At 43.7% G+C, this 20,995-nt stretch carries 19 protein-coding genes; 10 read left to right on the forward strand and 9 right to left on the reverse strand.

The genetic code is table 11. From position 1 onward, the window contains the following. On the forward strand, nt 1–528 hold the full coding sequence (locus tag A3IK_RS0101955) for a M23 family metallopeptidase (protein ID WP_020558279.1): 528 nt from the start codon (nt 1–3) through the stop codon (nt 526–528). On the opposite strand, the gene A3IK_RS0101960 is transcribed toward A3IK_RS0101955, so the two are convergent. Further along, entirely contained in the window at nt 485–805 is a 321-nt protein-coding gene (locus A3IK_RS0101960; protein ID WP_020558280.1) for a hypothetical protein, read from the reverse strand. The two genes, A3IK_RS0101955 and A3IK_RS0101960, sit on opposite strands and share 44 nt — an antisense overlap. A gap of 300 nt (nt 806–1,105) precedes the next feature. Here A3IK_RS0101960 and A3IK_RS0101965 point away from each other — a divergent pair, with 300 nt between their 5' ends. The 3 genes from A3IK_RS0101965 to A3IK_RS0101975 all read left to right on the forward strand — a co-directional run bounded on the left by A3IK_RS0101965 (nt 1,106) and on the right by A3IK_RS0101975 (nt 3,942). Next, on the forward strand, nt 1,106–2,350 hold the full coding sequence (locus A3IK_RS0101965; protein ID WP_020558281.1) for an Ig-like domain-containing protein: 1,245 nt from the start codon (nt 1,106–1,108) through the stop codon (nt 2,348–2,350). A 130-nt stretch (nt 2,351–2,480) separates the two neighbouring features. After that, nucleotides 2,481–3,260 carry a methyltransferase domain-containing protein gene (locus tag A3IK_RS0101970; RefSeq protein WP_020558282.1) on the forward strand — a complete coding sequence of 260 codons (780 nt, stop codon included), beginning with the start codon at nt 2,481–2,483 and terminating at the stop codon, nt 3,258–3,260. A 142-nt stretch (nt 3,261–3,402) separates the two neighbouring features. Beyond that, entirely contained in the window at nt 3,403–3,942 is a 540-nt protein-coding gene (locus tag A3IK_RS0101975; protein ID WP_020558283.1) for a hypothetical protein, read from the forward strand. A 1-nt stretch (nt 3,943) separates the two neighbouring features. On the opposite strand, the gene A3IK_RS0101980 is transcribed toward A3IK_RS0101975, so the two are convergent. Both A3IK_RS0101980 and A3IK_RS0101985 read right to left on the reverse strand, forming a co-directional pair. Next, nucleotides 3,944–4,831, reverse strand: coding sequence for an AEC family transporter (locus A3IK_RS0101980; RefSeq protein ID WP_020558284.1), 888 nt, complete (start codon nt 4,829–4,831; stop codon nt 3,944–3,946). A gap of 26 nt (nt 4,832–4,857) precedes the next feature. After that, nucleotides 4,858–5,247 (reverse strand): group II truncated hemoglobin, encoded by a 390-nt coding sequence (locus A3IK_RS0101985; RefSeq protein ID WP_020558285.1) that lies wholly within the window; start codon nt 5,245–5,247, stop codon nt 4,858–4,860. Between the two features lie 154 nt (nt 5,248–5,401). Here A3IK_RS0101985 and typA point away from each other — a divergent pair, with 154 nt between their 5' ends. After that, complete coding sequence (typA, locus tag A3IK_RS0101990) at nt 5,402–7,243, forward strand: translational GTPase TypA (RefSeq protein WP_020558286.1); 1,842 nt, start codon at nt 5,402–5,404, stop codon at nt 7,241–7,243. Nucleotides 7,244–7,308: 65 nt separating this feature from the next. Here typA and A3IK_RS0101995 read toward each other — a convergent pair whose 3' ends face one another. After that, nucleotides 7,309–7,878, reverse strand: coding sequence for a prolipoprotein diacylglyceryl transferase (locus tag A3IK_RS0101995; protein ID WP_162596603.1), 570 nt, complete (start codon nt 7,876–7,878; stop codon nt 7,309–7,311). A 193-nt stretch (nt 7,879–8,071) separates the two neighbouring features. Beyond that, nucleotides 8,072–9,364, reverse strand: coding sequence for a phosphoribosylamine--glycine ligase (gene purD, locus A3IK_RS0102000; protein WP_020558288.1), 1,293 nt, complete (start codon nt 9,362–9,364; stop codon nt 8,072–8,074). Nucleotides 9,365–9,629: 265 nt separating this feature from the next. Here purD and A3IK_RS0102005 point away from each other — a divergent pair, with 265 nt between their 5' ends. Both A3IK_RS0102005 and ispH read left to right on the forward strand, forming a co-directional pair. After that, nucleotides 9,630–9,965, forward strand: coding sequence for a hypothetical protein (locus A3IK_RS0102005; protein WP_020558289.1), 336 nt, complete (start codon nt 9,630–9,632; stop codon nt 9,963–9,965). Nucleotides 9,966–10,040: 75 nt separating this feature from the next. Next, the gene (ispH, locus tag A3IK_RS0102010) at nt 10,041–10,982 is read left to right on the forward strand and encodes a 4-hydroxy-3-methylbut-2-enyl diphosphate reductase (protein ID WP_020558290.1); all 942 of its coding nucleotides are present in this window, start codon (nt 10,041–10,043) and stop codon (nt 10,980–10,982) included. 161 nt (nt 10,983–11,143) lie between these two features. On the opposite strand, the gene polA is transcribed toward ispH, so the two are convergent. After that, nucleotides 11,144–13,951, reverse strand: a complete 2,808-nt coding sequence (gene polA, locus A3IK_RS0102015) for a DNA polymerase I (RefSeq protein ID WP_020558291.1) — start codon at nt 13,949–13,951, stop codon at nt 11,144–11,146. Between the two features lie 157 nt (nt 13,952–14,108). Continuing rightward, nucleotides 14,109–15,017 (reverse strand): LysR family transcriptional regulator, encoded by a 909-nt coding sequence (locus A3IK_RS0102020; RefSeq protein ID WP_020558292.1) that lies wholly within the window; start codon nt 15,015–15,017, stop codon nt 14,109–14,111. Between the two features lie 132 nt (nt 15,018–15,149). Here A3IK_RS0102020 and A3IK_RS0102025 point away from each other — a divergent pair, with 132 nt between their 5' ends. Then, complete coding sequence (locus A3IK_RS0102025; RefSeq protein ID WP_020558293.1) at nt 15,150–16,043, forward strand: DMT family transporter; 894 nt, start codon at nt 15,150–15,152, stop codon at nt 16,041–16,043. A gap of 246 nt (nt 16,044–16,289) precedes the next feature. Here the strand turns inward: A3IK_RS0102025 and A3IK_RS0102030 are convergent, their stop codons facing one another. Together A3IK_RS0102030 and A3IK_RS0102035 are read right to left on the reverse strand one after the other, a co-directional pair. Then, nucleotides 16,290–17,936 carry a HAMP domain-containing sensor histidine kinase gene (locus A3IK_RS0102030; protein ID WP_020558294.1) on the reverse strand — a complete coding sequence of 549 codons (1,647 nt, stop codon included), beginning with the start codon at nt 17,934–17,936 and terminating at the stop codon, nt 16,290–16,292. Continuing rightward, entirely contained in the window at nt 17,927–18,622 is a 696-nt protein-coding gene (locus A3IK_RS0102035; RefSeq protein ID WP_020558295.1) for a response regulator transcription factor, read from the reverse strand. Before A3IK_RS0102035 ends, A3IK_RS0102030 begins: the two co-directional genes overlap by 10 nt. Nucleotides 18,623–18,897: 275 nt before the next feature. Between A3IK_RS0102035 and A3IK_RS0102040 the strand changes: the two genes are divergently transcribed. Both A3IK_RS0102040 and bioA read left to right on the forward strand, forming a co-directional pair. Beyond that, nucleotides 18,898–19,671, forward strand: coding sequence for a hypothetical protein (locus A3IK_RS0102040; protein ID WP_020558296.1), 774 nt, complete (start codon nt 18,898–18,900; stop codon nt 19,669–19,671). A gap of 20 nt (nt 19,672–19,691) precedes the next feature. After that, nucleotides 19,692–20,993, forward strand: a complete 1,302-nt coding sequence (gene bioA / locus A3IK_RS0102045) for an adenosylmethionine--8-amino-7-oxononanoate transaminase (RefSeq protein ID WP_020558297.1) — start codon at nt 19,692–19,694, stop codon at nt 20,991–20,993. Nucleotides 20,994–20,995 lie beyond the last annotated feature (2 nt).

Here is a 20,995-nt window from a genome sequence, read left to right on the forward strand (position 1 = left end):
ATGTTCAAATGGCTGTTGGGATTTGTGTTAGCTTTTTTAGTGGGCACCTACTATCTGCCAGAAACCTCGCCACGGGTCATCCCTGTGGCGGGGGCCAAAGCGAAGGATTGGAACCCCCAATCCTTTTGGTATTACCCATGGGGGCGTTCGCGCACGCATAAAGGGATTGATATTTTTGCCACGAAAGGCACACCCGTATTAGCGAGTACTTCAGGCTGGGTATGGAAAACCGGATATGACTCCATGGGTGGGAATTATGTTTTAGTCATAGGAGCAAAATGGCGGTTTCACTATTTTGCTCACCTAGATACCGTTCAAATAACGGGAGGGCGCTGGGTCAGTGCTGGGACGCGACTGGGGACGGTGGGTGATTCGGGTAATGCACAGGGTAAAGCCCCGCATCTACATTATCAAATCCATAACCTCATCCCAGACCTAGCCTTGGCTGATGATGCACCGGATGGGCATTTAAAGCCTTACTACACTAATCCGGGAGCTTTTTTGCAATCTGCTTTGACGAAGTATTAGGAGCGAATAATCCATTTAATACCCATATAATAGACCAAATTAAAATATTAGGTATTAATGCTCCTACTGTCCAAGCAATCCATTCTTGCTCATTAATATCACCTAGCCTAAAACCTTTGGTGGCTGCTATAAATAAGAAGGGAATAGCAAGCCATAACGCAGAAATGGTATAAGCTAGCCGACGAATTGTTTTATTATCATGCTTTAATAATAAGCGTAGCCCGAAATACAGCAATATCAGTGCTAAGATCACTATAAACACCAGCATAAACTTCATTTTAACTCTCCATTGCTATGTATGATTTATATAAAAGTATTTGATTTGTATAAAATATAGTGCGCTATCCATTTCTTATAAAACCCTCAGCTACTCATAAGTGTCTTTAGATTATTAGATTACGATTAACCATTTATCAAACAAACGGTTTCGTTTGTATTTTCTGCCCTACATCTAAACGCCATCCTCACCCTACAATACACTCAGTCAATCAAGAAACGAAAGTGCTCAGGTTTGCCTTAGCTTTTCATGGATTGATCTAATGTAAAGCAAACGAAAAAAACGGAGAGTATCTTAATCATGACCAATAATGTAACTAACACTTCAGCTGCAAGAACAACTAACTGGAATGCCCAACATACATCACAACCTAATGCTGGTGCAGGTTCTCGCTGGGGCCAAAGCAATCGCTTCCAAGCTAATGGTAATTCATTACAAAGTTTAATTGCTCTACTGCAAACTTTATTATCGCAATTAATGGCTAATCGTCCTGTTGGTGGTAATAAACCTAATGACAGTGTAAAGCCTAACGATACAGTAAAACCAAACCCTAACGACAACATCAAACCACAACCTAAAAACAACGCTCCTGCTGCTGTTAATGATGCACGTACAACACCATTAAACACACCAGTTAGCATTAACGTATTAGGTAATGATAGTGATCCAGATGGTGATGCATTAACAATCACTAACTTCTCTACTACCAGTGCTAATGGTGGTTCAGTAAGTAAAGATGCTGCAGGTAACCTAGTTTATACACCAAAAAATGGTTTCACAGGTGTTGATACCTTCACTTACACTGTAAGCGATGGCAAAGGTGGTACTGCAACTGCAACTGCGACTGTTACTGTTGAAGCTCCAAAGAATCCAAAACCTAACGATACAGTAAAACCTACACCTAACGAGCCAGTAAAGCCTAAAAACAATGCGCCTGCTGCTGCTAATGATATGCGTTCAACACCATTAAACACAGCGATTAGTGTAGATGTATTAGCGAATGATAAAGATCCAGATGGCGATGCTTTAACAATCACTGACTTCTCTACTACTAGTACTCAAGGTGGTTCAGTAAGTAAAGATGCCGCAGGTAACTTAGTTTATACACCAAAAACTGGTTTCACAGGTGTTGATACTTTCACTTACACTGTAAGCGATGGTAAAGGTGGTTCTGCAACTGCGACTGCAACTATTACAGTAGAAGCACCTAAAAATGCTCCTCCTAAAGCAGTAGCGGATGCTTCTACTACAGCCTTCAACTCACCTACTACTATTAATGTGTTAGGTAATGACACTGACCCAGAGAATGATCCTTTAAGCATCAGCAACTTTGATACTACTAGTGCTAATGGTGGTACTATCAGCAAAACTGCAGATGGTAAGCTAACTTACACACCAAAAACTGGTTTCTCTGGTACTGATACCTTCTCTTACACTATCAGTGATGGTAAAGGTGGTTCTTCTACTACTACTGTAACTGTTACTGTTGCAGGTCCACACAAACCTAACCAAACCATCAATCCTAATGATGGTGTGAATCAGTAAGCAGTTCGCTTATATAACTTAGTAATCTCTAATTATTAAGTGCAGAAAGCGGGTAAGTCTCTTACCCGCTTTTTTTTATGCTCTAAATCCCGCATGATGTAGGGCTTTGATTCACAATCCGATGCTTCCTATGTCTCAAGACCGTGTATTTGATGGTTTAAGCCAACGTTTTCAGCGCACTATTTATGCCAATCACGATCCACGTGGAATGATTCGCTTACATATCACCCAAGACGATCTGAGTAAGCTTTTTAAAAACTTACCACCGACTCACCAAGCCTTAGATATCGGAGCAGGTCTAGGACAAATGTCCTTGTGGTTAGCAGAGCAGGGATGGACGGTAACTCTCTCTGAGCCTTCAGCAGAAATGCTGACCCAAGCCCAAGCACTTGTCCAAAATAGTGCTTATACCCAACAGATTGAACTACTGAATCACAGTATTCAAACGTTACCCTCACATTACTCTCAGCATTTTGATCTCATTATTTGTCACGCGGTTTTAGAGTGGCTGGCAGAGCCGCAAACTACCTTACAAACCCTAACCCATTATTTAAAACCGGATGGCTATCTATCCTTAATGTTTTTTAATCGGACTTCGACGGAGTTTCGCCATTTAATTGCGGGTAACTTAGATGCCGTACTTGAACAACGGATAGCTAGCGATGGTCAGAAGGGTTTAGCTCCCATATCTCCTTTATTGCCTGATGAGGTATTGAGTTGGCTGCCAGAGTTGGGTTTAGAGTTAGTGCAATGGTCGGGTATACGCTGTTTTTATGACTACACTTACCATAAAATACGTAAAACCCTACCTTTAGATAAAGTCATTCAATTAGAAAGGCATTACTCACAAATAGAGCCTTGGCGTTCTTTAGCACGTTATCAACATTTCATTCTAAAAAAACTAAAATAGGCAGTTTTAGTTTTATCTGATAAAACCTATCGGTTATTTACATACGATTATCTGCTACTGCATAGGTTATTTAATCAGAGTCGCTCATGATATGAAGTTGAAAAATGAGTAGTATTTACTAGGGCTTTCAAGGATAAGTCAGATGACAACACCAATTCATGTCAATAGGTGTCCCCCCGTACCGAGCTCAACGCATTTGCCCCCTGAGCCGTTAGTAACACCTACGCCAGTAAATGATAAATCCTTTGCTAAATCGAATTTAATGGGGGCAATAGGGTCTAAAAACTGGTCACGTAGGTTTTATTATCATTTAGCTCAGCTCATTGAAAATAGAATAGCGCAATTATTACCTCGCCATACTTATGATCCTAAACCATTTAAAACTCAGCAGGGCTTATCTGGTTTGAAAGTGTGTGGTTTAGCTGATCGCGTGGAGCATACCTTTGATCCTTGGAATCCTTTACCTAATCAAGATTTAATTTTTTTAGGTCTAGACCAAGATTATCAGCAAGCGGTAGTGAGTATTACTATTGGCGGGGATACTACCCCCGTTAATCACGAAAACGGACAACTGGTTGCCCGCTATCTCAATTTTGGCTCATTGCGTTATATTGAAGGGGAGCTAAATTTAGCCGATGGTTCTAAAATACCCTTGCAAGTACATATTGTTAAAGCCTTGTAAACTAGTGCGGTAGAGCAAAATATAAAGTAAGGGGTATGGCTATTAAACTGCCTAAATTAGCGATTAATACAATAGAAGCCACTTTTTCTGGTTCTTGTTTATAACGCTCAGACACCAATACATTCAAAACAGCAGGTGGTAAGGCAGCAAACAACAAGAGCCAAGCAAATTGCTCTTGATTTAAAGGCATAACCATCTGAAACGCTAAAGCACAAATGATCCCTGAAAGTGGAGCAGCAAAAGCTCCTAATACGCCTAATTTCCAATCGCGAAAATTAATATCTAAGAGCCGCACACCGAGAGCAAATAACATTAGAGGAATAGCCACTTGCCCCATGAGCTTAAGGGTATTAGCAATCGGGGCGGGTAGCGTTATATGCAAGGTACTGAAAATTAAGCCTAAAATTGTGGCCTGAATCATCGGCATTTTCAATAACGTCCACGGGCGGGTGCGATGATCTAAAATAAACATGCCTACCGTGAAATGCAGAATCATTTCGACCAAAAATAATACCACCCCCGCTTGTAAGGCTGTCTCACCAAAGGCAAATAGCATTAAGGGTAAGCCCATATTCCCGGAGTTATTAAACATCATCGGCGGGAGAAAGGTTTTAGCATTAATTTTAAATAGCCAGACCAAAGGCAGTAATACTAGACCCGATCCTAACACCACCACCGTACCGGCTAGCGCGAGTGTGACATAAGCCCCCCAAGCAAAGGGCTTATCAATCAATACCCAAAAGATTAAGAGTGGGGTAAATACATCCATATTGATCTGATTAATCACGCCTAGATTAATCCGAAAGCGATACCCATACGCTGCACCAATGCCCGCACAAGCAAATACTGGAAAAATAATGCCCAAAATACGTAACATTAGTTCTAACATAGGAAGTACTCAATGATTAAAATGCTTTATCCCGCCTGATTGCGCATATGATCTGCGGTTTGACGGAAAGCAAATTGTAGCGCTTGTTTGAGTGCAGTATCACTGACTTGTTCATTTAAAGCTTGATCCATACATAGCAGCCATTGATCGCGCATGGCTAGATTAATAGGGAAAGGTAAGTGGCGTGCTCTGAGCATAGGATGTCCATATTCTTGAATATAGAGCGAGGGGCCGCCCAGCCAGCCGGATAAAAATTTAAATAATTTATCGCGCGAGGTGGTTAAATCTTGTGGATGGAGTTGGCGTAACTCCCAAGCTTCTGGAATTGTGTCCATAATCTCGTAAAAGCGGGTCGCTAACTGATATACTCCCTGCTCACCCCCTAATTGTGCATAATGCGTTTGGGTTAAATCCATATACGGCTCCTAAAAATGAAAGATAAATAGTGTAGCGAGATTTAGTGGGGGGCTAAATTGAGAATTGCTAAATTTGATCCTGCTTGTCTCTTATATAGTGAGCGCCATATGGCTATAATCGCGCCTTAATTTTCTCTCTTTGAGTACTCTGACTGTGATCCAGAATTTACGAAATATTGCCATTATTGCTCACGTTGACCATGGCAAGACCACTTTAGTTGATAAATTACTACAACAATCCGGCACTTTAGATGCCCGCGCTCAAGTGGATGAGCGCATGATGGACTCTAATGCATTAGAAAAAGAACGCGGCATTACCATTTTGGCAAAAAATACGGCGATCCGCTGGAAGAATCCAGCCGATGGCATTGAATACCGTATTAATATTGTTGATACCCCCGGACATGCTGACTTTGGTGGCGAGGTTGAGCGGGTATTATCGATGGTAGATTCGGTATTATTACTCGTGGATGCAGTAGACGGCCCTATGCCACAAACTCGCTTTGTGACGCAAAAGGCATTCTCACATGGTTTAAAACCGATTGTCGTTATTAATAAAATCGACCGTCCCGGTGCCGATCCTGCGAAAGTGATGGATCAGGTATTTAGCCTATTCGATAATCTTGGCGCGACCGATGAGCAACTCGACTTCCCCGTCGTTTATGCTTCGGCTTTAAATGGCTTTGCCGGTTTAGAAGAAACCGTGAATAGTGGTGATATGACGCCGCTGTTCCAAACCATTATTGAGCATGTAGCAGCCCCTGATGTTGAGGTTGATGCACCGTTTCAAATGCAAATCAGCTCGCTAGACTATAACCCATACCTTGGGATTATCGGGATTGGGCGGATTAAGCAGGGTAAGATTCGTTCTAATACTCAAATCAAAGCCATTGATGTAAATGGTGAAGTACGTGGTGGACGGGTATTAAAAATTCTCGGTTTCCACGGTTTAGAGCGTATTGAAGTTCCTGAAGCGCAAGCAGGCGATATTATTGCGTTCTCCGGTATGGATGAGTTGTATATCTCGGACACTATTTGTGATCCCGATAATATTGTGGCACTGCCACCGCTCACCATTGATGAGCCGACCGTGACTATGACGTTCCAAGTCAATACCTCACCTTTTTCGGGTAAGGAAGTAAAAACCGGAACCTCATCACGCCGTCTCCAAGAGCGTTTAGCTCAAGAGCTATTACATAACGTCGCGCTACGGGTAGAACCTACTGATGACCCTGAAAAGTTCCGTGTATCAGGTCGGGGCGAGCTGCATCTGGGTATTTTGATTGAAAATATGCGCCGCGAGGGCTATGAGCTAGCGGTATCGCGTCCTGAGGTTATTATTAAAGAAGTAAACGGCGAGAAACAAGAGCCTTATGAGGATGTTTCGGTCGATATTGAAGAGCAGCATCAAGGTTCTATTATGGAAGCGCTCGGCCTGCGTCGTGGGGAACTCAAAGATATGGTTCCTGATGGTAAAGGGCGGGTACGTTTACAATATATGATCCCTTCCCGTGGATTGATTGGTTTCCAAACCGAATTCATGACCTCCACATCGGGTACAGGTTTGCTATATCACACCTTCTCGCATTACGGCCCTTATAAAGCCGGTAGTATCGGGCAACGTATTAATGGTGTAATGATTGCCAATGCGACGGGTAAAGCCTTAGCGTATGCTTTATTCAATCTACAAGATCGCGGACGCCTCTTTATCGGTCACGGTGAAGAAGTGTATGAGGGTATGGTGATTGGTATTCATAGCCGTGATAATGACCTAGTGGTGAATCCACTCAAAGCTAAACAGCTCACTAATATTCGTGCGGCTGGAACGGATGAAAACTTAATTCTCACCCCACCGATTCGTTACACCCTAGAGCAAGCTTTAGAGTTTATTGATGATGATGAATTAGTAGAGGTGACTCCACAAAGCATTCGGATTCGTAAACGTTTCTTATTAGAGCATGAGCGCAAAAAAGCGTTTAAGGCTAATCAAGAGTAATCTAGAACTCATTAAAAAAGGACACTCTAGTGGTGTCCTTTTTGTTTATTGCCAGCTCTATGGGTTTATTGAGCGGTTTCTGTACCAGTCATCACATAGGTACCGGAATCATCAGTTCCCTCATCGCCAGCGGCTGTCTGTACACCTTCGTCTGTGGTCTCATCCATAGTGGATTCACTGAGATCATCTACTGCAGATCCATCAGCGGCAGCAGACTCATTACCAGTAGTAGTACTGGCAGCAGAACCCTCTACAGTAGGCTCATCGGCTAGCGTGCCACTATTTTCGGTAACACACTCTTGCATGAACTCATCCATAGCCTCTTCGGTTACACCTTCGTCTTGAGCCGCTTTTTCACAGACCTGCATTACCTCATCAGAAGCCACTTCTTCATCTTCGGCAGGTACAGCTTCAATAGTGGTTTCATCGGTGGATTCTTCGACTGTATCCACCTCATTCGCCGCTAGTTCAATGGCAGCCGTAGCACCACTAGCAGAGGCATCATTGACACTCGCTAAGATCTGAATTTCACTCTCGGCGGGAGCCGCTGCTAAGTTTTCACTCGCCCAGAGTGCAGCACTGAGTGAAAAAGATAAAAGAGCAGCCACGTGTATTGTTATTGTTTTTAGTTTCATTTAGTTACCCCTTACATAAGTTAAGATTTAGTCAGTTCTTAGACTGACTATATAGCCCACTAAGTTCCCGCCGTCTATCCAGATTTGCATTAAAATAGTATAGATAACCCCTACTTACCCCCTGCACTGTTTAGCCGCCTGAAAAACCCAAGGCATTGTAAGGCGCAGCACCTGACTGCCACTTGATTATTGCCTAAGAGCGCTCACTTTCACGCGCAATCGCACGATGTCCAATATCGGTACGGAAATACACTTGATCCCAATGAATAACCTTGACCAAATCGTAAGCTTGCTGCTGAGCTTCGGTGACAGTATCCCCTAATCCCACCGCACATAATACGCGCCCACCATGGGTAAGGACTTGTCCATGCTCCATTTTTGCTCCTGCATGAAATACTTTACCGGGTAAGGTTGCCGCTTGCTCTAAGCCACTAATCACCGCACCTTTAGATGAACCTTCTGGATAATTACCGGCTGCTAATACCACACCGAGCGCCGCGCGTGAATCCCACTGTGCAGAGACTTGATCTAAGCGCTCATCGAGGGCGGCTTCTACTAACTCCACTAAATCGGATTGCAGGCGCATCATAATGGGCTGCGTTTCGGGATCACCAAAGCGGCAATTAAATTCGAGCACCTTAGGCACACCATTTTTATCAATCATAACCCCAGCATATAAAAAGCCGGTATAGGGAATCCCATCGGCTGCCATGCCTTCTACTGTCGGAATAATGACTTCCTGCATAATATGGTTATGCATAGCTGGAGTGACCACAGGAGCTGGAGAGTAGGCACCCATTCCCCCCGTATTAGGCCCTGTATCGCCATTATTGCGAGCTTTATGATCTTGAGAGCTAGCCATGGGTAGAATATGTTGACCGTCTACCATGACGATAAAGCTAGCCTCTTCACCGTGTAGAAATTCCTCAATGACGACGCGATGCCCGGCTGTACCAAAGGCATTGCCCGCCAGCATATCGCGGACGGCATGAATAGCCTCTTCCTCGGTTTGAGCCAGAATTACCCCTTTGCCGGCAGCTAAGCCATCCGCTTTAATCACTATAGGAGCACCTTGCTCTCGAATATAGGCAATCGCTGGGTCTATATCGGTGAAATTGCCATAACTGGCAGTAGGAATCTGGTGGCGAGCTAGAAAATCTTTAGTAAAAGCTTTAGAACCTTCAAGTTGAGCGGCGGCTTGGCTAGGCCCAAAACAACGCAAACCCGCGTTACGAAACGCATCCACGACACCTAGGACTAAAGGAGCCTCTGGGCCAATAATGGTTAAATCGACCTTTTCTTGTTGTGCCATTGCGACCAACTCGGCGATTTGATCCACTGCAATAGCGATATTACGCACTTTCGGTTCTAGAGCCGTACCCGAATTGCCGGGGGCAACCAGCACCTCAGTCACCTTGGGCGATTGAGCGAGCTTCCATGCTAAAGCATGCTCACGCCCACCATTACCTATAACTAGAACCTTCATGACGACTCCTAAATAATTCAACTTTGCACACAAGGGCGCTCATTAAAGCCCTAATAAGGTCTATATTCAAGCATTGAACCCCCAGGATACCCTACCAGTTGCACTCGAAACGCCTACGCTTGGCGGGAAGTCTTTGCCGATTAGCGTTTTTCGTACCAGATATAGGTGAAGGTGTCCTGTAATTAGTTTATTACTATTTAAATGAGTACACAGGTTGCCTCCTAACGATTTATCTCGCACACCAACCCGATGCAAAGGAACTGCTATGCAACACTGTGGACTGGTGATGACCATTCTGACCCTCGGTCAGTGTTTGGATCAAGACGCCAACTCTAACCCTCTGCCTAGTGGACGAGAGGTTGCCTTGTATTATCAAACCCAAAGCGTTAATGCGACAGCACCCTGTTATCGACGCCCTAGCGCGGAAAGCAGCCGGGTCACGAATGTGAAAAAAGGAGCTGTGGTGACTATAGCGTCTAGCAGCACTAAATTGATTCGTGAGGGGCGTGAATATTGGCTGGAAGTTTACCCACCTCTGAGCCATCGTCCGACTTGCTATATGAATACACGCAATTTAATCCCACTACCTAATCCGCGCTAAAACCAACCTTACTCGAAAACTGCACATTAATTCTTTAAGCTTGCGTTATTCCTTTTAATCAGTAGCGAAACCATTATGCGACAAGTCACCTTAGCCACACCGCGTGGATTTTGTGCGGGTGTTGACCGTGCCATTGAAATCGTTAATCGAGCCTTAGAAGTGCTCGGCGCACCTATCTATGTACGGCATGAGGTGGTACATAATCGCTTTGTGGTGAATGATTTACGGGATAAAGGTGCTGTTTTTGTCCAAGAATTAGATGAAGTACCTGATAATGCAACCGTGATTTTTAGCGCACACGGCGTATCACGGGCGGTACAAGACGAAGCCAAGCAGCGGGGGTTAAAGGTATTTGATGCCACCTGCCCCTTGGTCACTAAAGTGCATTTGGAAGTATTACGTTATAGTAAAGAAGGGCGCGAAACGATTTTAATCGGACACAAAAATCACCCTGAAGTGGAAGGCACCATGGGGCAATATGATACTAGCTTTGGTGGCAATATTTATCGTGTTGACTCATCCGCTGAGGTGGAGGCACTTCAGGTATGTGATCCTAGCCAACTCGCCTATGTGACCCAAACCACGCTCTCCGTTGATGATACTGAAATTGTTATTAATGCCCTACGGACTAAGTTTCCTGCCATTATTGGTCCTAAAAAAGATGATATTTGTTACGCCACTCAAAATCGCCAAGATGCATTGAAAAAATTAGCGGCTGACTCTGATTTGGTCTTAGTCGTGGGTTCTCCTAATAGCTCTAACTCTAATCGTCTACGTGAAATTGCCGAAAAGCGGGGGATTCCAGCCTATTTAATTGATGATGCAGACGATATTCAAGAGCAATGGCTGGTGGGTAAAAACCGGATTGGTCTAACTGCAGGCGCTTCAGCGCCCGAAGTATTAGTGCAAGGGGTGATTGATCATTTACGCCAGCGCGGTGCAAATGTGCAATTTCAAAATTCGGGCATTACCGAGAGTATTTCATTCGTGCTACCCAAAGAGTTACGCCTAGATTGAGACTCTAATAAGTACTTGAGCCAAAGTAAGCGGGTATTTCCTCCGCAGCCGCTGTGAATACGTCCCTGTACGCTACAAGGCGGCATCCCTGCCGCCAAGACTGCTCCAGAAATACCCGTTTACTTTGCTATACCTACTTAACTTACCCCGTATAAGTGTGCTTAATGTGCCTCATCCCAATTCATACCCTCACCGATGTCGACCACGAGCGGTATTTTGAGCGTAACGACATCGGTCATTAAGGGGGCAAGCACGGCTTTGAATGTGTGAACTAATTCATCAGGCACTTCAAACACTAATTCATCATGCACCTGCATAATCATCCGAATCGGTGATTGAGTGGTTTGTAAATAGTTATCTACCGCAATCATAGCCTTTTTCATAATATCGGCAGCGGTTCCCTGCATGGGCGCATTGATGGCGGTGCGTTCGGCATATTGGCGTTGAGTCGCTTTCCGTGAATTGATATCAGATAGGGGTAAACGCCGCCCAAATAAGGTTTCTACATAGCCTAAGGTTCTAGCACGTTCACGGGTGTTATCCATATACTGCTTAACTCCCGGATACCGCGCAAAATATAAGTCTACATACTGTTGTGCTTCACTGCGTCCAATATCCAATTGCCGCGCTAGTCCAAACGCTGACATGCCATAAATCAGGCCAAAATTAATGGCTTTGGCGGCACGCCGTTGTTCTGAGGTGACTTCTTCTAGTGGAGTGTGAAAGACCTCGGCAGCCGTGGCTTTATGAATATCAGCTCCCGCTTGAAACGCTTGCAGTAAACCTTCATCACCCGACAAATGCGCCATAATCCGCAGCTCGATTTGCGAGTAATCCGCCGCCACCAGTTTGCAGCCCTTATCGGCAATAAAGGCTTGACGAATACGGCGACCCTCGGCACTACGAATAGGGATATTTTGTAAGTTGGGATCTGACGAAGATAAGCGCCCTGTCACCGTGCCGGTTTGGTGATAGGACGTATGTACCCGTCCGGTGCGAGGGTTGATTTGGGCGGGGAGCTTATCGGTATAGGTCGATTTGAGTTTGCTCAGCGTGCGGTGTTCTAAAATGACGCGCGGTAATTCATAGCCTTGCTCGGCAAGTTCTTCTAATACATCCTCTGCAGTAGACGGCTGTCCGGTCGGGGTTTTACGTACTCCGGTGAGCGGAATTTGGAGCTTATCAAAGAGGATTTCTTGTAATTGTTTAGGGGAGGATAGGTTAAATTCCTGCCCTGCCATCTGAAAAGCTTGTTCGGTAATTTCTTCAATACGCTTAGTCAGCTCTTGACTCTGATCGCTTAATAATAAGGTATCAATTTTGACACCATGCCGCTCCATACGAGCGAGCACTGGAATTAAGGGCATTTCAAGGCTTTGATAAACCTGTCTGAAGGTGGGTTCATTAGCGATTTTAGGCCAGAGCTGTTGGTGTAAGCGTAAGGTAATATCCGCATCTTCAGCCGCATAGGGAGCCGCTTGAGCGAGATCTATTTGATTAAAGGTAAGCTGCTTTTTGCCCTTGCCCGCAATATCTTCAAAGCGGATGGTTTTATAATCCAGTACCTTTTCGGCTAGGGTATCCATGTCATGCCGTGCTGTTGCATCCAAGACATAGGATTCGAGCATCGTGTCGTGAGCGATACCTTGTAGGGTAATACCGTAATTTTGTAGTACGGTAAAATCGTATTTGAGATTCTGCCCTACTTTTAAATACTGAGGATCTTCTAATAGGGGCTTGAGTTTAGCGAGCACTGCCTCACGCTTTAATTGTTCGGGGGCACCTAAATAGTCATGTGTTAGCGGAATATAGGCGGCAATACCGGCCTGAGTTGCCATAGATATTCCGACGAGTTCAGCGTCTAAGGCATTTAGGCTGGTTGTTTCAGTATCAAAGGCTAATAAAGGGGCGGATTGGATTTGCTCTAATAATGTATCGAAATCGGCTGAGGTTAACACAGTAGAGTAGTGTGCTGAGCCGATATCAATGGTAGGCGTAGGATGTAGTTCAGGCGTATTTTGATCAACTAGCTCTAGAATCAGCGGGAAGGGTGCGAGGGTATGTTGCGCCTCTGCTGGATTGTTCGTTGGAGTAGTCGCTGGTTTAGCTGCTTTGGCTTCCGCTTTATTGAGAGTACTTAAACGGGTGCGAAATTCGTAGCGGGTATAGAGTTCGCGTAAAGCTTGGGGATCTTCTGCTTGAATACTCAGAGCTGCTGGAGAGTCGTCCACTTCAACATCACACTTAATGGTCACGAGCTGATAAGTTAGCGGTAGATGCGCCAAAGCCAGTCGTAGATTTTCACCCACCTTACCCTTTATTTTATCCGCATTATCCATGACACCTTGTAGGGAGCCGTATTCTGCTAACCATTTTACTGCTGTTTTCGGTCCGACCTTATCCACGCCGGGTACATTATCTACACTATCCCCTACTAGACTTAAGTAGTCGCGGATTTGTTCTGGTAGTATGCCAAATTTTTCCTGCACCCCTTCAATATCGAGATAGGTTTCACTCATGGTATTAATCAAATGCACCCGCTCGGTAACTAATTGCGCCATATCCTTATCACTGGTCGAGATGAGCACATCGCCCTGAAAACGAGTCGCTAGCGTACCAATCACATCATCAGCTTCTACATCAGGAATTTGCAGGAGGGGATAGCCTTGTGCGCGAATAATATCTAGTAAGGGCTGGATTTGTGCGCGTAAGTCGTCTGGCATGGGGGGGCGATTCGCTTTGTAGTCGGGGAAAATATCATCCCGAAAGGTTTTACCAGACGCATCAAAAACTACGACCATATAGTCAGGTTGATAATCTTTTCGCAACCTATCCAACATATTTAACACCCCATGCATAGCACCCGTGGCCTCACCCTTGCTATTCGTCAGGGGTGGCAGGGCATGGTAGGCACGGAATAGATAGGATGATCCATCAACTAAAATCAAAGGGTTAGTTAAGCTAGTCATAGAGGCGTTACAGCGAGTCAAACAGCCTCTTAGTATAACGTGTTTTAGAGGTGAGAGGCCGCTTCGGATACCATTTTATCGATTTTGATGGCGGTATTCATCGGCTTATAGAGGAAGAGATAGATTATTCGGTAGAGTTTTTATCATTTCGAGAAACCTATTTAATATTCTGCTTTAGATAGTCTATAAATAATCTTATTTTATACGGGATTGATGAGTTAAACTCATACATAAGCCATGCTATCCCTTGATAGGGGGAAATAACCTTCCAATCCTGTAATAAAGTAAGGACTTGGTTTGTTTCGACAGCTTCTTGTGCGACAAAGTGAGGTATATGACCAATACCTAAATCTTGTAAAATACCCTCTAACCGAGATTCGCTATGATTAATAGTATACCTAGCATTAATCTCCACACGAATAGATTCTTTGGTTTTCTTATGTATAAAAGTCCAATAGTCTTGAGTAGATTCTCCTAAAGATAAGCATTCATGGTTCTTTAAGTCAATAGGGTGCTGCGGATGACCGTATGCTTCCAAGTACTTATGACTAGCACAAACAGTATGCTCTACCTTCATCAGTGGAATAGAAACTAATTTAGTATTAGGGTTTTCAGAGATTTGAATAATTAAATCTAAATCATTTTTAATATCTAATAATTCATCACTAATAATTAAATTAATTTGAATATTTGGATATTGCTTTAAGAAGCTAGGAATTAAAGGAGCCAATATCCATTTGGAAAAAGCTTTTGGAGCTGAAATAGTAATTTTTCCTTGTGGGGTATTAGAAAGCTGCTCACTGATAGAAAAACACTCTTGAGCCAAGTTAAGAATATCACCTCCTTTTTGATAAATTAAATCCCCCGCTTCTGTGGTATTAAAATTTCTAGTGTCTCGATTGATTAGTCTTTGACCTAAATTTTGCTCCAATCTTCTTACACAACGGCTCATCGCTGCTGTGGTCATTCCTAATTTCTCAGCCGCTTTGGTAAAGCTTTTATGCTCTACAACCATAGTAAATATGGTTATATCTTTAAGAAAATCAATTATTTGTTTATTGCGCATTTGACAATTCAGTTTTGTGTGAAATGGGATTTACATCAACAGTTCAGATAACAATAATAGTTTCTTCTTAGAAATTAAATGTCTATCAATTAGCATTTTGAGCTTAAAAATCAATTCAATACTGAGATAAAGATGAGTCATATACAGAAAAATTGGATAGCTAATATTGTTTTGCTATTAGTGGCTATTTTTTGGGGCACTAGTTATGGTATAGCTAAAGAAAGTATTGCCTATTATTCAGTTATGGGGTTTTTAGCTATACGGTTTATATTGACTTTCTTTATTTTACTACCTTTTATCCTCAAATCAAAGAAGCAAGAGCGTTATCTTGCTATTAATATTGGCAGTAAACTAGGCTTAATATTACTGCTAATTTTTATCTGTGAAACCTATGGAGTGTTTTATACGACTGCATCAAATGCTGCTTTTTTAATTAGCTTATTTATTATTTTTACTCCTGTTATGGAGTGGTTTTTAATGAGGAAAAAACCTAATAAAAAGCTTTTTTTAGCATCAGGCTTTAGTGTTGTTGGTGTGTTTTTATTAACTTATAAAGGAACTTGGAGCTTTAATGTGGGGGATATATTAATAATAGTAGCCGCAATACTTAGAGCACTCATGGTCTGTGCTACTAAAATCTTAACTAAAAATCAGTATGTATCCGCATTGAATTTAACGGCTATTCAATCAGGGGTAGTAGGCTTAGGCAGCTTATTCATAGCGATTATTTTTAATCCCTATTTATTTAATCATCTCCCTAATGCCAGTGTGTTTTGGTTGAATACCTTGTACTTGGTATTATTTTGCACAATATTCGCCTTTTTTGCTCAGAACTGGGCAGTCCAATACACATCACCCACTCATACCGCTTTACTAATGGGAACTGAACCTTTATTCGGAGCGTTATTTGCCGCTTTATGGCTACATGAGCAGTTAGGTTTGCTCGCATGGGTAGGGGGATTAATCATAGTGTTGACTTGTATTTGGTTAGTAGGGTCGTCTAAGACCATAACAACTCATACCTAAGTGTGCGGCTCAAACTGGTAAAAATTCCCAAGCCCACGTCCTTGTGGTCTTGGTGTCCTCAATATTGAGGGAGTGGAGAGTAATAGGTACTCTCTTAAAAAGTGATGGCCGACTGGAGCTAAACTAATAGGTTTTATAGGGGTAAAGCTATCCTTTAGTTTATTAATGGTGGCATTTTTAAGATAAATTATACTAGTAAATCTTTGACTTTATTAAAAGTTTAAGGATTTTTGATAAAAATCAATCCTAGACGATATGTAAGGGTAGGGTCAAGCGAAAGGTAGCCCCGCTTTCGGTAGGTAAGAGTATTAAATCCCCTCGATAGGCTCGCAATAGGGATTGAATAATTTCTAAGCCTAAGCCCGTCCCGCCCTGTGAGCGGCGTGTGGTGAAGAATGGGGTGAAAATTTTGTCTCGATTCGCCGGAGAAATACCCTCACCATTATCCATCACCTCAATGTGCCAAGTACTTCCCTCTGTCTTCATGGTGATCGCCACCTCAGTGGCTTTATGGTGCAGGCTGTTTTCTAATAAATTATTCAACACACTATCCAGTACTTCGGGGGCAATGGGTAGCGCCTGAAGAGGCAGATTTGTATATTTTAAGCGTAATCCGCGCTCTTGATAGCGATTAGTAAGGGTATCTAATAATTCAGGTAATACACTGGTTTGGCGTGAAGGCTCTAGTGCATCGGCACGTGCGAGTTCTAATAAGCGGGTGACTAAATTTTTTAGGCGGTGGGTATCTTCCATTAGATTAGCCAGAAAGCGTTGGCGGCGTTCCGCAGACATAGTTTCGAGATGCTCTTGTAGCAATTCTAACGCTCCCTGCATGGAGGTGAGTGGGGTTTTAAACTCATGCGATACATGAGCTGCAAAGCGTCGGATATAATCGGTGCGTTCGGCAAGTGTTTTAGACATACTGGCAAAGCTATCCGAAAGTTGTGCGACCTCATAAGTCACAGGGTGCTTTATGGGTTCGACAATGCGTTGTTCGCCCTGCGTTACCCGCTCGGTTTGGCGAATCAGCTCCCGAATCGGGCGTGAGATACTGGATGAGACAAATAAGATTAATAAGACCGCAACGACTAATAGGCTTAGGGTGGCTGTGAGCATGACCTTACGCACGGCATAGAGATGTTTAACAATATTATTAGGGGTGCGCGATAGGTAAATCACGCCAATGACCTGACGCTGTTCAATCACTGGGAAAGCGGTGAAAACGCGAATATTAGTACCACGACTAATCGAGTAAAGCGGCGGCGGTGGCTCATCAGAAATCCGTTGGCGCAGCACACTTTGAAAATGCCCCTTTAAGGCCTGACGTACTTCAGGCACATGGGCGAGCGACATGCCTAGTTCTTCCTTACCCGCAATCACCAACCCTTGAGTATCTAAAATGCGGATACCCGATAGGGTTACTTGTTGCGTATCAAGTAAAATATGAGCCATAGCTTGCCCAGCCGCTTTGGCATCAGGAGCGGGTGAAAAGGGGCTAGAACGTGCAGCAGGGCGTGGAGGAGAGATATTTTCTGTGAGATCCAGCGTGGGGGCAACTGGCGTAAAATAGTTGCTCGGATTAAGTTCCATCTGCGCTTTATAGGCCGCGACTAAAGCAGCATTATCGGACTCGCGCTCTTGAGAATTAATAGGGTGTGCGCGTAGAGCTATAGTGCCGTCTAAACGCATTAATTGTCGATAAGTTGCCGCTAATACGGCGGATTGCGCAATAAGCTCTACCTCGGTCTGGCGTACTAGCTCATTTTCATAAATCCGAAAAAAATAAAGCCCCCCTAAGGGTAAAGCTAATACCGTTAACATAACAATAAGCAAAATATTACGTAAGCGAAATAAGCTATTACGTAAAAAAGGCAGACGTGCATTTATTTGCATGAAGCTAACTTATATCCCACTCCATGCACGGTTTCGATAATGCTTTCACAGCCGATATCGGTAAATTTTTGGCGAATATGGCGAATATGACTATCAATAGTGCGATCACTGACATAGACATTACTATCATAGGCCTTTTGCATAATATGATCGCGACTGAATACCTGTACCGGACGCTGAGCAAGTAGCAATAAAATCGCAAATTCGGTCGCGGTTAGGGTAATGTCATTGTTACCCCAATTAGCACGATGTTGGCTGGGGAAAATATTGAGTTTTCCAATGCTTAACGCATCGCTAGGCGTCATACTATCAAGGTTTTTGAGTTGGGTGCGCTTTAAAATAGCATTGATGCGGGCGACCAGTTCGCGCGGACTAAAGGGTTTAGTGACATAGTCATCCCCGCCTAACTCTAGCCCTAAGATACGATCAATCTCATCATCTCGTGAGGATAGAAAGACTATGGGTAGATTGGAGGTTTTACGAATTTCGCGGCATACTTCCAAACCATCCATTTCGGGCATATTGATATCGAGTACAATCAGGTCGGGGCTGGTGTGTTGGAATTTTTGTAGTGCTTGTTGTCCATCGTGAGCGTAGTGTACTTGCATGCCGGCCTTTTCAAGGGCAAAGCCTATCACGTCACCAATATGAGGGTCGTCGTCAACCACTAAAATAGTTTTGCTCATTTTATACTCGTATCATGTTTTATGCTGTAATAGAGAGCTATCACTATTACTCTAGACCACCCTTAGGTCAATGTATTGTCCCTTAGATGAGGTGTTTAGCACCTCAAAGCTGCTTAATCTTGGCATTGTTGGGGTGGATTTGGGTAAGATTAGCGATGAGTTATGCAAAGAGTGTCGTTAGGGGATGGATAAATTGCGTAAATTTATAATCCAGACCCGCTATTTTTCCAAATGGATTTGTTACACTTAGAAGATCAAGAGAGCGGGGTATACCAATGTATGTAGTGCGTAGAGTAGCGCTAGTATTGTTAAGCTGCTTATTAATAGCCTGTAATGACCCACAAGAATCAGTCACAGAAGTTAAAACAACAGATAGTAATCGTACTGCTAGTATTAATACCAGTGCAGGAACGCTCAAGATTGCTGTAGGGGAAAATACTGTACCCGATAGTTTATTTTTGAACGGCGATTTAATTTTTCAACGTGAGCGCGAGCAATTACGCTTTTATGGACAACAAAAACGTGCTCAAGACGAGGTTGTCCTAATGGGGTCGAGCTGTGGGGTCAGTTGTGCTACCGATCAATTGTTTTGGGTGGTGCTTAAAGAGGGTACTCAGCCAGAAATTATTGAAGATCGCCAATTTTATGCCAATCCCCTAGACATCAGCATATTGCCAGCAGAGCCAGATAAACTGACGGTTAACTTAGGTTTCAGTCAAAAGCAGCGGCGTTATGCAGATCTAGAGGGGAATGTTTTAAGCTTTAGATTAGAGCCGGTCACCGAAAGCGATAAGATTTTGGCGGGGGATTTATGTACTTGGCTACATACGGAAGCCTTACCGGCCTGTATTAGTGCTCGCGCGACCGAACCTGATTGTGTGAATCCCCAAACGGAGTTTCCCGATTATATGGATCAACGTTTGGGTATGTTGAATGAGTATCCGGGTTTCAATGGCGATGCGTTCGGTGCCTTGTGTGCCAATGCCTGTGAAAAAGAAGATATCCCCGATTATAAGACGTTTGCCAGCACCGTTTGTGGTATTCGTTGATAGGATTAGAGCAGATAGGCATGGATTGGGTTCAAATTGATCGGCAGCATGTGTGGCATCCTTTTACACAAGAGCAAACAGCCCCCCTACCCGTAGAAATTAGTTCTGCTCAGGGGGCTTGGTTATATGCTAAAGAGGGACAACGCTTTTTAGATTTAATCTCTTCATGGTGGGTCAATTTACATGGTCATGCTCATCCTACGATTGCTGCTGCGATTGCTCAACAGGCTCAAACCCTTGAGCAGGTAATGTTCGCTGGGTTTACCCATCAACCCGCCGCAGAGTTAGCCTATGAGTTAGTGCAAAGATTGCCTACGGGTTTGACGCGAGTTTTTTACTCGGATAATGGCTCAACTGCGATTGAGGTAGCGCTCAAAATTGCTTTGCAATATTGGCGTAATCAGGGGCAGCAACGTAAGCGTTTTGCAGTATTTGATGGCTCTTATCACGGCGATACCGTAGGAGCCATGTCGGTAGGGCAAGGCTCGCAATTTTTTACCCATTATCAAGCCCTATTATTCCAAGTCGATGTTTTGCCCTATCCCTTAACGTGGGAGCGTGATCCCCATGTTGAGCAAAAAGAAGCGGTTGCCTTACAAGCCTTTGATGCCTATTTACAGCGTCATGCTCATGAAGTCGCCGGTATATTGATTGAGCCTCTAGTACAGGGGGCGTCGGGCATGCGGATGTGTCGCCCGCAATTTTTACAGGGTTTGAGTCAGCGAGCTAAGGCTGCGGGCGTATTACTATTATTCGATGAGGTCATGACGGGATTTGGGCGTACCGGGCAATGGTTTGCCTCACAGACCGCACAGGTGACCCCGGATATTATTTGTCTATCGAAAGGTATTACAGCGGGATTCTTGCCGCTGTCGGTAACAGTGTGTAGTGAAACAGTCTATCAAGCCTTTCTAGGGGAAACGTTTGATCGAGCCTTTGTACATGGTCATTCCTTTACCGCTAATCCCTTAGGCTGTGCAGCGGCTCTAGCTTCTTTACAAGTCTTTAAAACCGAAAATACGCTGGCTAAATTACCTCAAATCGAGCATTGGCATCGGCAACAATTAGAGTGGTTATTGCAGCACCCTAAAGTAGAGCAGGTACGGATTTGTGGCACCATTGCGGCATTTAATGTGAAAGCCACAGAAACAGGTTATGCCTCTTCAGTGAGTGAGCACCTCAGAACCTTTTTTATGGAGCGTGGTATATTGCTGCGTCCTTTAGGAAATACGGTTTATTTATTACCTCCTTATTGTATTACTGAAGACGAATTAATATCTGGCTATCAAGTAATAGAGCGAGCATTAGATGCTCTAATCTAATC

The sequence above is a fragment of the Thiofilum flexile DSM 14609 genome (assembly GCF_000380185.1).
GTDB classification, from domain to species: domain Bacteria; phylum Pseudomonadota; class Gammaproteobacteria; order Thiotrichales; family Thiotrichaceae; genus Thiofilum; species Thiofilum flexile.